This is a genomic window from Phytoactinopolyspora limicola, assembly GCF_011320225.1.
In the GTDB taxonomy this organism is placed as follows: Bacteria; Actinomycetota; Actinomycetes; order Jiangellales; family Jiangellaceae; genus Phytoactinopolyspora; species Phytoactinopolyspora limicola.
Window position 1 is genome coordinate 310428 of the sequence record NZ_JAAOEN010000003.1, and the last position, 14291, is coordinate 324718.

A 14291-nucleotide genomic window follows, 5' to 3' on the forward strand; every position below is an offset into this window, starting at 1 on the left:
CGAACGAGGTTCAGCCGCCGTCGCTGTTGCGGTGGTGCTCCAACAGGCGGTGCGCCAGCGCGGTCCCGACATCGCGTAAAGGTGTGGGCGTGTAGACGAATGTGCTCGGCCCGGCGACTACCTGGAGCAGCGCCAGCCGCTCGCGGACCGGCTCCAGCAGATGGGCCCGCATCCGGATCTCGTCGTCGGTCTCGTTGACGACCTCGACCGATTCGGCGAACCGCTCCACCACCCACCGCGCATCCTGCGGGACCGCGATGTCCACCACGACGACCCGCCGGTTGGCCGTGATCCGCTCGTCGACGTCGACCGGGCGTCGAAACGTCTCTTCGAGCACCAGCACGTCCCGCAGCCCCGACAGAAGGAACGTACCCGTGCGGTCGTCGTCGAGGCCGGCGTCGAGCTCCCAGCCGCGGCGGGTCTTGGTGAGCCGGTACGGCCAGATCACGTGCTCGCGGATGCCGGGTTGCCAGGCGCGGGCATACCTGACGCGGACTTTACGGTTGCTCCGCAGTGCCTGCCCAACCGTGGCCACGAGTTCGGCCAGCCACGTGCTCCGCCTGGTGCCGATACCCTGCAGCGCGGTAGCCATCAGCGAGTCGAGCGCATCGTCGAGATCGCCGTTGTCCGGCTCGACGGCGAGCAGGTCCTGACCGGCCCGGTAGACCCGGGCGAGTTCGTCCACCGTGACGTAGTCGGCCCCCACTTCCGCGGTGGAATGCGGGATGGCCGAGACGTATTCGGCCTCGTCCGGCGGGGCGTCGATCCCGTCGGCATCGTGGAAGCGGATGGTGGACGGTCGACTGATCCGTGGGTAGTACCGCAGCGGCATGTCGGCGGCGTAGTAGACCCGTAGTTCTTCGCGCAGCGCGTCGGGATCGGTGTCCAGGGAGAGCGCTAACTGAACCAGCGGCAGTCCGTTGGCGTGCATCGACAGCACGTGCAGGGCTCGGGTGACCCGATCGAATCGGCGGACGTAGACCGGTGGGCCGGTCACGTCAGCTCCTGCTGGGTGGTGAAGCGTTCGAGTTCGGCGATGATCTCGGCCCGGACCTCATCCGGGCCGACCACTCGGACCCGGGTGCCCAGCTCGTACAGGCGGGCCCGGAACGCCGCGCGGTGGGTCACATCGATGGTCAGCCGGACGCTGCCGGCCACGTCGTCGCACCGCAGCGGGCTACCCAGCATCATCTCGACCTGCTGGCGGTGTTCGGGGGCGGTTTCGACGACGACCTCGATCGGCGGGTCGACCGTCCAGGTGATGGGGTTCAGCTCCTCGTACACCAGGTCATCCGGAACGGTGGCCGTGCCGGGCTGATCGACGACGACGTCGGCCATCCGGTCGGTGACGAACCGCTTGATGGTGGGGTCCGCGTCCTCATGTCCGACGAGATACCAACCCGACGCTCCCGGATGGATGAGGTGCGGGTGTACTTCCCGCCATCGGTGTTTGTACCGGAAACCGATCAGGCAACGGCGCTCGGTGGCGTAGGCGGCTTTGTCCAGGGCATCGTGGCCGGGCCGGTGTGGCTCACTGGTGCGGACCAGCGCGGCGTCGGCGGCCGGTTCCGCATCGAAGAGGTCGTCACCGAGTTTGTCCACGAAGTTGGTGGCGCCGGCGGCCAAGGCGGCCCGCACCAGCTGGACCTGGTGTCGGGGGGCGAGGTCGACCCGCAGGCGGGTGTCTCGGGCATGCAGGCGGTACCGGCCCGCAACCCCTCGTTCGGTGGTGTTGCGGATGTCCCAGCCGACCTTGCGCAGCTCGGTGACGTCGCGGTTCAGTTGCCGGTGTGGGTCTTTGGTGGATCCGTACCCGGCGATCTCGATGAGGTCCTCGGTGGACAGCCCTCGTGGCTCGGCCTCGTCCAGGGTCACCAGGATGCGGATCAGCCGCTCCAACGGTCCGATCTGGTCACGTCCACCCGCCACCGGCTCCGCCCCCTCCGCGCTCCCCGGCTGTTGGTCGCGTGTTCGCCTGAGACACTAACGGTGTTCCGGGTGTGACGGAACCATACGAGCTCGAATTCCGCGCAGTCATACACGATCTTTCCGATCTTGACAATCGGTCAAACGGATGATCGACGACATCTCGATGCGCTCTTACTCTGCGACTTTAATAGGAAGGTTTCTTATCTATAGGAGGTGCATCGTGCCCCGCCGTCGACGATTACCCCGCTTGCTCGCCGTCTGCCTGGCTCTCGTGCTTCCGGCAGCGCTGCTGTCGGCAGGACATAGCTGGGCGTCCGAGCAACTGTCCGCCACGTTCACCAAGACCTCCGACTGGGGTTCCGGCTACGTCGCCCAGTACCGGATCACCAACGACGGTTCGACCGCCGCCGACGGCTGGACCCTTGAATTCACCATGGGCTCCAACCAGACGGTCGGCAGCGTCTGGAACGGCCGACACCAGGCCAGCGGCCAACGCCATGTGGTCACCAACGAGTCGTGGAACGGCCGGATCGCCCCCGGAGCGTCGGTGACCATCGGGTTCGAGGGTGCCTACTCGGGTACCTGGTCCGATCCCACCGGCTGCACCATCAACGGTCAGCCGTGTGACGGCGAGACCGAACCCGAAGACCCACCCGACCCGCCGGGCGGGCTCACCGTCACCGGCGTCACCGCCACCGCCGCGACGCTGTCGTGGGACGCCTCCCCCGGCGCCACCGACTATCTCGTCTACGTCGACGGCTCCCAGCGCAGCACCACCACGGCCACCCAGGCGACCGTTGGGGGGTTGACCCCTGAGACCACCTACTCGTTCACCGTCGCCGCACGCAACGCCGCCGGGACCTCCGATCAAACCGCTCCGGTCACCGCCACCACCCTGCCTCCCAGCACCGGACCCGGAGACGACCGTATCGTCGGGTACTTCACCCAGTGGGGCATCTATGGCCGCAACTTCATGATCCGTGACTTGCACACCAGCGGCGCGGCCGAACGTCTGACCCACATCAACTACGCGTTCGGCAACGTGTCCTCCAACTCGGAGTGCTTCATCGTCAACCAGACCGGCGTCGGTGACGCCTGGGCCGACTACCAGCGCGGCTTCTCCGCCAGTGAGAGCGTCGACGGGGTCGGCGACGTCTGGAACCAAGAGCTGAAGGGCAACTTCAACCAGATCCGCAAGCTCAAGGAGATGTACCCGGACCTGAAGGTCTACATCTCTCTCGGCGGGTGGACCTGGTCCACGTACTTCTCCAACGCCGCGCTCCCACAGAACCGGGAACGGTTCGTCAAGTCCTGCATCGACCTGTACCTGCGTGGCGATCTCCCGATCCAGGGCGGAGAGCCACCGGGTGGCCCCGGCTCGGCGTTCGGCGTTTTCGACGGCATCGACCTCGACTGGGAATGGCCCGGCTCCGAAGGTGACGACGGCAACATCATCCGGGAAGAGGACAAGGAGAACTTCACCGCCTTGCTAGCGGAGTTCCGCACCCAGATGGACGCACTAGAGGTGGAGACCGGCCGCACCTACGACCTCACGGCGTTCCTGCCGGCCGATCCGCGCAAGATCGACGCCGGGTTCGAGGTCGACAAGATCTTCGACTACTTCGATTTCGCCACGGTCCAGGGGTATGACTTCCACGGCGCCTGGGAGATGACCGCCAACCACCAATCCAACATTTACGACACCCCGGGCGACCCCTCTCCCGTCCAGTTCAGCGTCGACACCGCCATCCAGGCCTACCTCAGCGGAGGTGCGCCGGCGGACAAACTCGTCGTGGGTGTGCCCTACTACGGCCGGGGCTGGACCGGGGTACCCAACGGCGGCACCAACGGCCTGTTCCAGACGGCCACGGGCCCCGCGCCAGGTACCTGGGATCCGGGCATCGAGGACTACAAGGTGCTCGTCAACAAGCCCGGGCCACGGTTCCGGGACGAGAGCACGGGTGCCTACTGGCTCTACGACGGCAACGAGTGGTGGACCTACGACGATCCGGTCCTGCTCACTCAGAAGACCAGTTACGTGAAGGACAACGGCCTCGGTGGAGTCATGATGTGGTCGCTGGATGGCGACGACGCCAACGCCACCCTGACCAAGGCCCTCCACGCCGGCCTCCACCAGTAACCCCACCCCATGATCATTGGCTTTTGACTACCGGATCCGGTAGTCAAAAGCCAATGATCACCAGAGGTTCTCCAACGCGTTGACGGCGTCCGCGCCGGCCAACTCGAACGGATTCAGCACGGCGTCCGCACCGATGTCGCTCAGCGCCTGCATGTCGTGGCGATTGTGGGCGGTGAGCACGATCCGACCCTCGTAGCCGTGTTGGCGCAGCCCGTCCAGGAGGGCACGGCTGATCTCCGGCGTCGGTACCGTGCTGATGACACACCGAGCCCGCGCCAGCGGCAGCGACTCGAGAAAGTGGACGTCTTCGGCGCTGCCGAACACCGTCGTCACGCCGGGCAACTGCGCCGTGGCTTTCCGCGGGTCGAAGTCGACGGCGAGCACCCGGTAGCCGGCATCGACCAACCGGCGCACGAGGTGCCCCCCGAACCGGCCTAGGCCGTACAGGATCACATCGGCCTCGACGTCGGCCTCATCCGGGTCGGGTCGGCGGCCCGACGAGCGGTCGAAGACCTGCAACCACCGGCCGATCCGGGCATAGATCTGATGGGAGTACAGGATCAGATAGGTGGAACCACCGATGGTGATCAAGCCGACGACGGTGATCAGGCTGACCGTCGCACCGGTGATGTGGCCCAGCGAAAGCCCGAGTGCGGCAAGGATCAACGAGAACTCGGAGATCTGCGCCACGGTCAGGCCGGCGAGGAAGCCGACCCGTACCGGGTAACGCATGACGCCCATGATCAGGATGACGATCAACGGGTTTCCGATCAGCACGAACAGTGAGAACACCATCGCTTCGGAAAGCTGCCGGCCAGCGTCGACGAATTCGAGCTTGGCTCCGAGTTCCAGGAAGAAGAAGAGCAACAGGAAGTCTCGGATGCTGACCAGGCGCGCGCCCAGCGCGTCCCGGTAGGGCGTCGTGGCCAGCGAGACCCCAGCGAGGAAGGCCCCCACCTCCGAGCTGAACCCCATCCATTCGCTGAACGCCGCCACCGACACCGCGTAGGCGACCCCGAACAGCACCAGGAGTTCCTGCGACCGCGCGATGTGTGACAACAGGCGCGGCAGCACGTAGCGCATCAATAGGCCGATGCCAATCAGCAGCCCAGCCCCCTTGGCGATGACGCCGATGACGTCGAGTGCGACGTTGTCGCCGGTCTCCTGGCCGAACGCGGTCAACGCGATCATCACCAGGACCACCACGATGTCCTGCACGATCAGGAAGCCCACGGCGATCCGGCCGTGCAGGGTCTCCAACTCCCGTTTGTCCGACAGCAGCTTCACGATGATGATGGTCGACGAGAACGTCAGGGCGATCGCCACGTAAAACGCGGTCACGCGGTCCATGCCGAACGCGATGGCGATCGCGTAGCCCACGATCGACGTGAAGGCCACTTGCCCCAAACCGGTGGCCAAGGCGATCGGCCCGGTGGTCCGGATGAGATGGAGATCCAGCCGCAGGCCCACCAGGAACAGCAGGATGGCGATCCCCATCCCGGCCAGCAGCTCGATCGTGCCGTCGGCTTCCACCCACCCCAGACCGGCCGGGCCGACGAGGATGCCAACGCCGATGAAGGCGACGATCAGCGGCTGACGCAGTCGGGTAGCGATCAACGCGGCAAGGGCGGCGATCGCCAGAACGGCGGCCACCAGCGGAAATGGCTCCAGATCCACCACAGACAAATTATCAGGGATCCGCAGCTGGAGCCGGTGGCGCGCCGACCAAGCCCGACCGGCCCTCCCGGTGGGGACCTTCGCCCCTAATGAGGCGACCGCCAGCCGGGAAAGGGTGGAACCAACAACCCCCCCGACGCTGGAGACCACCCGATGACCACAGGGCTATCCCTCGTTCCAGAGATCAACATCTCCGCGGACCCGGCGGTGCCGGCCGCCGCCCGCGACCGAGCCTGTCACAAGATCTCCGCGCTGACCCGGTATGCCAGCGAGCCGATCCTGCACGCACGGATCCGCTTCAGTGGTGTCGACCCCCGCCAGGGCCGGTCCGTGACCGTCCAAGTCAACCTCGATGTCAACGGCCGCCTGCTTCGTGCGCAGGTGTCGGCGGACACCCCGTTCGCAGCTATCGACCTCGTCGAAGACCGGCTACGACGCGGGTTGGCGCGGATGGCCCGGCACTGGGAGGCGCGGCGGGGCGGTACGCCGCGCGGCGGGACGGGCGAGTGGCGCCACCAAGCCACCCCCACGAACCGGCCGCCATATTATCCGCGGCCGGTCGGCGAGCGGCGGGTCATCACCCACAAGACCTACGCCCCGGCCCGGATCACACCGGCCGACGCCGCACTCGACATGGACCAGATGGACTACGACTTCTACCTGTTCACCGACGCCGACACCGGTCAGGACGGCATCGTGTACCGGGCTGGAGCCACCGGCTACCGGCTGGCCTACGTCGACCCCGGCGACGCCGGTGACGCCGCCCAACCCGTCCTCCCCGCGGCACTAACCCTGAGTCCGCACCCGGCCCCAGTCCTGTCCGACGACGAAGCGCGCCATCGCTTGGACCTCACCCGTCAACTCTTCGTTTTCTATGCCGACGACGCGGTAGGCCGCGGCCGGGTCGTCTATCGCAGGTACGACGGCCACTACGGGCTCATCACACCCGCTCGATGACATCAATCCAACGACGAACAGCCGACGAAGCACAACCGACGACGAGCAACAGGAGAAACACCATGACCATCCGCGTAGGGATCAACGGGTTCGGCCGGATCGGCCGCAGTTACCTCAGGGCCGCACTCGACCGCGATATCACCGTGGTCGGCATCAACGACATCGCACCCGTCGCCACCCTGGCGCACCTGCTGGAACACGACTCCACGTATGGGCGGCTCGACAACGACGTCGAACACGGCCCCGATGACATCCTCATCGACGGTGAGAGCATCCCGGTGAGCGCGCACCGCGACCCGCGCGATATCGAATGGAAGCGGCTCGGCGCCGACGTGGTGATCGAAGCCAGCGGGCGGTTCCGCACTCGTGAGGAGGCTGGCCGGCATCTCACCGCCGGTGCGTCCAAGGTGCTGATCTCCGCGCCGGGCAAAGACGTGGACCTGACCGTGGTGATGGGGGTCAACCACCACACCTATGACCCGGCCCGGCACGACGTGATCTCGAATGCTTCCTGCACGACGAACTGCGTCGCGCCGATGGTGAAGGTGCTGCACGACAACTTCGGCCTGGTCAAAGCCGTCATGACCACCGTCCACGGCTACACGAACGACCAAGTGGTGCTGGACTCGCCCCACAAGGACCTGCGCCGGGCCCGTTCCGCGGCGGTCAACATCATCCCCACCACCACCGGCGCGGCCCGCGCCGTCGGGCTGGTTCTCCCCGAACTGGCCGGACGTATCGATGGGGCAGCGCTGAGGGTACCCGTCGAAGACGGCTCGATCACCGACCTGGCTGCCGTGCTCGACCGCCCGGTCACCGTCGAGGAGATCAACGCCGCCTTCGCGGCCGCCGCGACCGGCGAACTCAGCGGCATCCTGCGGTTCACCACGAAGCCGATCGTGTCGCGGGACATCGTCGGAGATCCGGCATCGTGTGTGCTCGACGGCGGACTCACCCAGGCCAACGGTGAACTCGTGAAAGTGTTCGGCTGGTACGACAACGAACTCGGCTACACCGAGCGGTTGCTCGACCTCACCGAGTACGTCGGGCGTTGATGAACGAGCGGATCCCAATGACGAGGTACGCCACCAGCACGACGAACATGATCAGGCTGACCACGATGGCGGCGGGCCGGTCGGCGGTGCCGTCGATGAGGTCGCCGATCTGAGCGACGTTCATCAGCGAACCGAGCGCACCGAGCAGGGCGATCACCATCGCGGCGTGAAAAGCGTGCCGCCGACGCGATTCGTTGGCGGCCAACCAGCCGCACACCAGGATCAGCACCCCGACGACGCTGGGGATCAGCGCGGTCGCGCTGGCCGCGTCCGACGCGACGTAGGCCACGACTCCCGCGAGCGTCAAGATTCCTCCGACGCCGAGTGTCGCTGCCCTCATGTCTGCCACCCGTTCCTCCCGTCGCGATCCACTGCTCGGTCCGCCACGGTAGACCATCGGACGGGCGCGCCGCCAACCGCCGGTACGGCCCTGGTCAGGCGCCGCCGGCCACCGCGATCACCTGCCCGGTGATGCCAGTGTTGGCGGCCGAACCGAGGAACACCACGGGTGCCGCCACCTCGGCGGCACTGAGGAGTCGGCCGATCGGCACCGTTGGCTCATAGTGCTGGCTGATCTCTTCGGTGATGAAGTCGGCGTTGGTCTCGGTGCGGGTGAGTCCGAACGCAACGACGTTGGACAAGATGTCGCCATCCTGGCCGACGTTGAGGGCCACGGATCGACTGAAACCGTGGAGTGCGGCCTTGGCAGTGCCGTAGTACTCGGCGCCCGACATGCCGTCGGTGGCGATACCCGACGAGATATGCACCATCCGGCCCCAACGGCTAGCCCGCATGAGGGGGGCCACGGCGCGGGTCAATCGCACCGCCCCGTCGATGTTCGTGCGCAGAGTAGCCGTCCAGTCGGCGTCCGGGGTGTCCTCGAACGGCTGTCCTGGCGTCGGGCCGTCGTTTCCCCAGAAGACCGCGTTGTTCACCAGCACGTCGACGCCGCCGGTCCAATCCACCGCCTGTCGAACCAGTTCGGCCGGGGCGTCGGGGTCGGCCATGTCGTAGGCGGTGACCATGGCCCGCTCCCCCACCTCCTTCGCCACCAACTCAGCGGCATGAGGGGACCTCCGATAGGTCAGTACAACGTGTGCGCCCTCCGCGGCGAACCGCCGCGCGAGGTGGCGGCCGATCCCGCCGGATGCGCCGGTGACGATGACGGTTCGACCGTCCAGTCCTAGTTCCATGTCTTCTCCTCCGTAGGTGTGACCGCACCCCACGGTGCCGCCAACCCCGCTCGGCAGGGAGGCCGCGCTGAGACTAGCCCTGACAGGGCCAGCCTGACTGGGTGGCGATGCGGGTAGCGTGAGGATGTGAGCCAGAACGAGTTCGGCGCATTCCTCCGCTCGCTGCGTGAGTCGGTGTCGCCGCAGGAGGTTGCCCTGCCCGCCACAGGGCGCCGGCGTACACCAGGGTTGCGCCGCGCCGAGTTGGCCATGCTGGCCGGGATCAGCGTCGAGTACCTGACCCGGCTCGAGCAAGGACGCGACCGACACCCGTCCGGACAGGTGCTGGCGGCTCTGGCCGACGCCTTGCAGCTCAACCCCGAACAGCGGTTGCATCTACGCTGGGTGGCGAAGTTCAGCAGCGGCGATGGTGGCTTGTGTATCCGTCCCGAGACCCCGGACTACGCGGTGCGCCCCAGCGTGTACACCCTGCTGGACAGGTTCGAGCCCGGTGCGGCTGTTGTCGTCAATCGGATCGGGGACGTCCTCGCCTATACCAGTGGTTATCGACGCCTGGCCCAGCCTCTGGGCACCCTCGACGTCGAGATCCCCAATCTGGTGCGCTACGTGTTCACCGATCCCCGGGCCCGTGCGGCGTATCCGGACTGGGAGCACGTCGCCGACGGCTACTTCGCGCACGCCCGGGCCGAGTTCGCCCATCCTGATGCGTCCGCTGCCGAGTTGTCCGCCGACATCGAGTTCGCCGCGGGTTCGGCTTTCACCGATCGGCTCACCGCCCCACCCGCTGTCCCGCAGTACGCCGGGATCGAGCGGATGGTGCACCCCGAGGCCGGTGACCTGCGGCTCGCTTACGAATCTCTGGAGATCTCCGGCAGCCCTGGTCAACGCCTGATCGTCCATGTGCCGGCCGACGACGCGACGGCCCTCGCCCTCGACCGGCTGAACGGGATCCGTCCCGGCGAGCTCCGGGCCGTCCGGGAAGCTTAAGGGCCGCTCAAGGTCACGGTTTCCAGCTGGGATCACGTCCGGTGAGAGCCACGATGCGGTCGAGGGTCGGAGCCGACTCCGCGACTGGCACCTCGGGACCGTACGCCCCCATCTCACGCCCCATGCTGGCCATCTCGGTGAGCTCGGCGTAGACGCGGTTAAGCAGTGCATCGTTCCACACCGGCACCTGCCCGCTGGCCCGGGCCAGGTCCCAGCCGTGCACCACCAGCTCGCTCAGCACCATGCCGCCGATCATGCTGGCCGGCACACCGTCCGGGCTGACCATCCGGGTGGTTCCTTCCCATGCCTCCGGCCGGGACCACGCGCCAACTAGGCCCTCCAGGTTCCGCTCCACGGCTTTGGCCCAGTCGCCACCGGTGAGGTCAACGTCGGCCTCGTCCTCCGCCGGTGGCGGGACGGGGTCCTTGTGCCCCGCGCCAACCAACGACGGCCCCCAGAACAGCAGGTGGTTCAGCAGGGCTCGGACGTCGTACTCCGTGCAGGGAGTGGGAGCCGTGAGTTGGCTCTCGTCGATTCCGCGGACGATCGGCGACACTGAGCCGGCGGCTAAGGTGATGAATTCGCTGTCAGACATGACAACAGGCAACCACGCGACGCGGCCCGCCGTATTGAACAAACGCGACACCGCCGGATCACCCGCATACACTCTGGGCGTGGGCAGGGATACCCGCGAGCTGGCCGGTGCCTGGACGACGTTCCAGCAGCACTCGTTCGCCGACCCGTCACCCGACCTCGCGCCGTACGTCGAGCGTTACTGGATGGTGAGCTGGGACTACGAGGCACCGTACCGGCAGCTGATCGTGCCCTACCCCAACGTCCACCTGACTTTCCGCGACACCGGCGCCGCCGTTCACGGGGTGGCCAGCCGGCACCAGATGAGGGTGCTCGACGGGCAGAGCGCGGTGTTCGGTGTGGCCTTCCGGCCGGGTTGTTTCCGTCCGTTCCTCGGCGCGGCGGTTGCCACCATCACCGACCGCTCATTACCTGCCACTGAGGTGTTCGACCCCGCGTTGCCCGACCCGCCCACCGTCGAAACGGTTGAGCGGTTTCTCCGCGATTGTGCCCCTGTACCCGACCCCAGAGCGGCCGAAGCGGCCGACATCGTCGCCATGATCGCCGCTCGCCGGGAGCTGACCAGGGTCGACGGCCTAGCCCGCCGGTGCGGCATGACGGTACGCCAGCTCCAGAGGTTGTTCGCCGAATACGTCGGCATCGGCCCGAAATGGGTGATCCGTCGGTACCGGCTCCACGAGGTCACCGAGCGGCTCGCGGCAGGAGCAACGATCGACTGGGCAGAACTCGCCGTCGACCTCGGCTACGCGGACCAAGCCCATTTTGTACGTGACTTCAAACGGATGTTCGGCGAGTCGCCTACCTGGTACGCGGGACGCTATGGAGCTTGAGGAACGCCCTCAGGCGTAAGTGCGCACCGTCTTCAGGACTTCGGTGGCTCGCTCTCCACGCTGATCAAGCGCGCTAGCGTCGTCGGCGGCCAACCGCTGAGCCGCTACCCGGCAGAACACCCCGGCCGGTCCAGAGATGGAGACCTCGGCGTCCACCGGCCCGAACTGCCACGGTTCACCGCCGGGAGAGGTCAGCTCCAGCCGCGCCGGCGGCGCGTCGTCGCGCCCGGCCCGCGCATACGCGTACGGAAGTGTCCGGTGCGCGAGCCACGCGACATGGCGCAACCGGTCTGTGTCCGGATACGGCAAACCCAGCGGTTCGGTGACGTCCAGTGCGTGTGTCCAGTGTTCGGCCAGCCGGGTGGTGGCCAGGGTGGCCGGCTTCAGCGTGTTGGTCACCCACTGGATCCGGCGATCCGGATCACCGGTGAACAAGACCCGCCGGGCCTGCTCGCTGGCCGTCCGCCACCGATCGAGTACGGCGGCCCAGGGCTGGCCACGTTCGGCCCGCACCCACCGGTCCATGGCGTCGTCGGTGGTGCCGGAGCCGAACGGTCCAGGTAGCCGGTCGGTCTCTCCGGCGGCGAGTGCGGCTACCGCTTCCTCGGTCTGCGCGAGGTGTAGCACGACGTCACCGACGCTCCAGCCCGCGCATAACGACGGTTGCTCCCACTGAGCGTCGGTCAGCCCGGCCAGCACCTCGCCCAACGCTTCCTGCTCGGCGCGTAGCGCCTCGAGAACTGGGGTGGATCCGTCTGCCATAGTCCGGTCTCCTCAGCACGAACACCAGGCGTCCACACCCGGATTCGATCACTGTAGTACGACGCTCGCCGGACCGTCATTCGATGAACTGTTCGGTTGCGACGAGCCGCCGGTCCCACTGAGCTACGCCCGCGTCGGCGCCCCACTGCTCGCAGAACAACCGCATCCGACGGCACATCGCCACCATGGCCGCATGCCGCAGCGGCCATTCCGGCGTCGCGCCGTATCCGGCGAAAAACGCGTCGAACTGACCGGCGAGGTCGGGATGATGGGTGCGGACGATCCACTCGGCCATACTGACATCGTCCACCGGATCGCCGACTCGGCTGAATTCCCAGTCGATCACCGCCGCGACCACCGTGCCGGTGGGGTCGAGCAACATGTTCTGCGGTCCGAAGTCGCCGTGGACCACACACTGCCCTGGCTCGCCTGCCGGGTAGCCCAGGGCGGCTGGATCCAGGGCATGCAGCCGGGCCAATACGCTCCCACACGCCCCGAGGACCTGCCGCGGATCTGCACTGATCAGCAGCTCCTGGCCGTGAACGCCCGCCACGTAGCCGATGCGCAACCCGCCATCTGGACCGGCAAGAACGTCTGGGACTGGTAGGTGCGAGCGCAGCCGGGTCAACGCCACATACTCAGCGTGGCGGCGCTTATCCGCGTCCGGGCCGAGATACTTCTTCTCGACGTACTGGCGCGTGCGCCGGGTGGCGTTGGTGTAACCATGCCGAAGCTGCGGGACCGCCGCCTTGTTCTCGTCCATGCTCACCTGTCTCCCGGTCAGCGGATGACCCGGCGGGCGACGAACCGCGCCATCCGGCCGAGGGGCGGATACACGGTGCGCATGGTGTCCGGCCACAACGATTTCGACAGTACCGCACGTTCATGGCTGAACGTCTGGATCGAGTGTTCACCACGGTACCGGCCCCAACCACTTGGCCCGACCCCGCCGAACGGGAGGGCCGACGCGGCCAGGTGGGCGACGCCAACATTCAGTCCGAGTGCTCCCGACGATGTCTGCTGTGCGAACACCCGGCGTACCGCAGGATCGTCGCTGAAGACGTACACGGCCAGCGGTTTCTCACCGGAACGCACGATGCGGATGGCCGCCGCGGCGTCGGGGACCCGCACGATGGGCAGCACCGGTCCGAAGATCTCCTCCCGCATGAGCGGGTCGTGTGACGTGACGCCGTCGACGACGGTGGGCGCCAGATATCGTGCCGCGGGATCGACCGCTCCCCCGATGACGACGTCGGCCGTGGTCAGCATCCGGTGCAGCCGGTCAACGGCGTCCGCGGAGAGCATCCGCCCATAGTCGCCGCTGGCCGCCGGGTCGTCGCCGTAGAACCGGGTGATCGACGCGCGCAACGCTGGGATCAGCGCGTCGGCGACCGCATCAGTGGTGAGCAGGTAGTCCGGAGCGACACACGTCTGCCCGGCGTTGAGGAACTTGCCCCAGGTGATCCGGTCGGCGGCGGCGCGTAGATCCACCGTGTGGTCCACCCACACCGGTGATTTCCCGCCCAGCTCCAAGGTGACCGGGGTGAGCTGCCTGGCCGCAGCCTCGGCGACGATCCGCCCGGTGTACGCGCTCCCGGTGAAGAACACGTGGTCGAAGCGCTGCTCCAGGAGGCTGGTGGCCTGATCGGGGCCACCTTCCAGTACCACCACGGCCTCGTGATCCAGGTAACGCGGCAGCAACTCGGCCAGCACCTGACTGGTGGCCGGGGCGAGCTCACTCGGCTTCACGACCACGGCGTTCCCGCTGGCCAGGGCCCCGGCCAGCGGGGTGAGCGCGAGCTGGACCGGGTAGTTCCACGGCGCGATCACCAACACCACACCCAGTGGCTCGCGGACCGTCCAGCCCCGCGCCGGCCAGAGGCTGGGTGGTAACCGGTGCCGTCGGGGGCGCAGGTACCTCTGGAGCCGGCGGGCGAGGTGGTTGGCTTCGGCGACCACTACCCTGATCTCGGTCAGCTGCGCTTCAGTGGGAGATTTGGCGAGGTCCGCGGCCAGCGCACGCTCGAATGCGGGTGACCGTTCGGTCAGCATCCGGCCCAGCGACCGTAGCTGCTGCCGCCGCCAGTGCACGGGCCGGGTATACCCGGCGTGGAAATACTCCCTCAGTCTCCCCACGACGTCGGCGGCGGGTTCGGGCGGGTTCATC

Annotated in this window: 14 protein-coding genes; 5 read left to right on the top strand and 9 right to left on the bottom strand. The window is 67.3% G+C overall.

Annotated features, from left to right (window positions below; translation table 11 throughout):
• Positions 1–10: 10 nt before the first annotated feature.
• The gene (locus tag G8760_RS10350; protein WP_166350562.1) at positions 11–997 is read right to left on the bottom strand and encodes a WYL domain-containing protein; all 987 of its coding nucleotides are present in this window, start codon (positions 995–997) and stop codon (positions 11–13) included.
• Positions 994–1929 carry a helix-turn-helix transcriptional regulator gene (locus G8760_RS10355; protein ID WP_166350564.1) on the bottom strand — a complete coding sequence of 312 codons (936 nt, stop codon included), beginning with the start codon at positions 1927–1929 and terminating at the stop codon, positions 994–996. The genes G8760_RS10350 and G8760_RS10355 overlap by 4 nt, the downstream gene beginning before the upstream one ends.
• 220 nt (positions 1930–2149) lie before the next feature.
• On the opposite strand from G8760_RS10355, the gene G8760_RS10360 reads away from it, so the two are divergent.
• A complete protein-coding gene (locus tag G8760_RS10360; protein WP_207782215.1) occupies positions 2150–4069 on the top strand; it encodes a glycoside hydrolase family 18 chitinase in 1920 nt (639 codons plus the stop codon).
• A gap of 57 nt (positions 4070–4126) precedes the next feature.
• Here the strand turns inward: G8760_RS10360 and G8760_RS10365 are convergent, their stop codons facing one another.
• Positions 4127–5746 (bottom strand): cation:proton antiporter domain-containing protein, encoded by a 1620-nt coding sequence (locus tag G8760_RS10365; RefSeq protein WP_166351135.1) that lies wholly within the window; start codon positions 5744–5746, stop codon positions 4127–4129.
• 153 nt (positions 5747–5899) lie between these two features.
• On the opposite strand from G8760_RS10365, the gene G8760_RS10370 reads away from it, so the two are divergent.
• Positions 5900–6703, top strand: coding sequence for a ribosome hibernation promotion factor (locus tag G8760_RS10370; RefSeq protein ID WP_166350566.1), 804 nt, complete (start codon positions 5900–5902; stop codon positions 6701–6703).
• 62 nt (positions 6704–6765) lie between these two features.
• Positions 6766–7758, top strand: coding sequence for a type I glyceraldehyde-3-phosphate dehydrogenase (gene gap, locus G8760_RS10375; RefSeq protein ID WP_166350568.1), 993 nt, complete (start codon positions 6766–6768; stop codon positions 7756–7758).
• Here the strand turns inward: gap and G8760_RS10380 are convergent.
• Together G8760_RS10380 and G8760_RS10385 are read right to left on the bottom strand one after the other, a co-directional pair.
• The gene (locus tag G8760_RS10380; protein ID WP_166350570.1) at positions 7736–8098 is read right to left on the bottom strand and encodes a hypothetical protein; all 363 of its coding nucleotides are present in this window, start codon (positions 8096–8098) and stop codon (positions 7736–7738) included. The genes gap and G8760_RS10380 overlap by 23 nt on opposite strands.
• 94 nt (positions 8099–8192) lie before the next feature.
• Positions 8193–8951, bottom strand: a complete 759-nt coding sequence (locus G8760_RS10385) for an SDR family NAD(P)-dependent oxidoreductase (RefSeq protein WP_166350572.1) — start codon at positions 8949–8951, stop codon at positions 8193–8195.
• A 126-nt stretch (positions 8952–9077) separates the two neighbouring features.
• Here G8760_RS10385 and G8760_RS10390 point away from each other — a divergent pair, with 126 nt between their 5' ends.
• Positions 9078–9938, top strand: coding sequence for a helix-turn-helix domain-containing protein (locus G8760_RS10390; RefSeq protein ID WP_166350574.1), 861 nt, complete (start codon positions 9078–9080; stop codon positions 9936–9938).
• A 13-nt stretch (positions 9939–9951) separates the two neighbouring features.
• Here G8760_RS10390 and G8760_RS10395 read toward each other — a convergent pair whose 3' ends face one another.
• Positions 9952–10533 carry a TIGR03086 family metal-binding protein gene (locus G8760_RS10395; RefSeq protein ID WP_166350576.1) on the bottom strand — a complete coding sequence of 194 codons (582 nt, stop codon included), beginning with the start codon at positions 10531–10533 and terminating at the stop codon, positions 9952–9954.
• A 79-nt stretch (positions 10534–10612) separates the two neighbouring features.
• On the opposite strand from G8760_RS10395, the gene G8760_RS10400 reads away from it, so the two are divergent.
• The gene (locus G8760_RS10400) at positions 10613–11362 is read left to right on the top strand and encodes a helix-turn-helix domain-containing protein (RefSeq protein WP_207782217.1); all 750 of its coding nucleotides are present in this window, start codon (positions 10613–10615) and stop codon (positions 11360–11362) included.
• Positions 11363–11371: 9 nt separating this feature from the next.
• On the opposite strand, the gene G8760_RS10405 is transcribed toward G8760_RS10400, so the two are convergent.
• The 3 genes from G8760_RS10405 to G8760_RS10415 form a co-directional block, all read right to left on the bottom strand.
• Entirely contained in the window at positions 11372–12124 is a 753-nt protein-coding gene (locus G8760_RS10405) for a maleylpyruvate isomerase family mycothiol-dependent enzyme (protein ID WP_166350580.1), read from the bottom strand.
• Between the two features lie 76 nt (positions 12125–12200).
• On the bottom strand, positions 12201–12887 hold the full coding sequence (locus tag G8760_RS10410) for a phosphotransferase family protein (RefSeq protein ID WP_166350582.1): 687 nt from the start codon (positions 12885–12887) through the stop codon (positions 12201–12203).
• A 17-nt stretch (positions 12888–12904) separates the two neighbouring features.
• Positions 12905–14290 carry an aldehyde dehydrogenase family protein gene (locus tag G8760_RS10415; RefSeq protein ID WP_166350584.1) on the bottom strand — a complete coding sequence of 462 codons (1386 nt, stop codon included), beginning with the start codon at positions 14288–14290 and terminating at the stop codon, positions 12905–12907.
• Position 14291: the final 1 nt, after the last annotated feature.

Coding starts and splice junctions, on each gene's coding strand:
- G8760_RS10385 (WP_166350572.1), bottom strand. CDS start 8,951: ATGGAACTAGGACTGGACGGTCGAACCGTCATCGTCACCGGCGCATCC.
- G8760_RS10380 (WP_166350570.1), bottom strand. CDS start 8,098: ATGAGGGCAGCGACACTCGGCGTCGGAGGAATCTTGACGCTCGCGGGA.
- G8760_RS10370 (WP_166350566.1), top strand. CDS start 5,900: ATGACCACAGGGCTATCCCTCGTTCCAGAGATCAACATCTCCGCGGAC.
- G8760_RS10395 (WP_166350576.1), bottom strand. CDS start 10,533: ATGTCTGACAGCGAATTCATCACCTTAGCCGCCGGCTCAGTGTCGCCG.
- G8760_RS10405 (WP_166350580.1), bottom strand. CDS start 12,124: ATGGCAGACGGATCCACCCCAGTTCTCGAGGCGCTACGCGCCGAGCAG.
- gap (WP_166350568.1), top strand. CDS start 6,766: ATGACCATCCGCGTAGGGATCAACGGGTTCGGCCGGATCGGCCGCAGT.
- G8760_RS10415 (WP_166350584.1), bottom strand. CDS start 14,290: ATGAACCCGCCCGAACCCGCCGCCGACGTCGTGGGGAGACTGAGGGAG.
- G8760_RS10410 (WP_166350582.1), bottom strand. CDS start 12,887: ATGGACGAGAACAAGGCGGCGGTCCCGCAGCTTCGGCATGGTTACACC.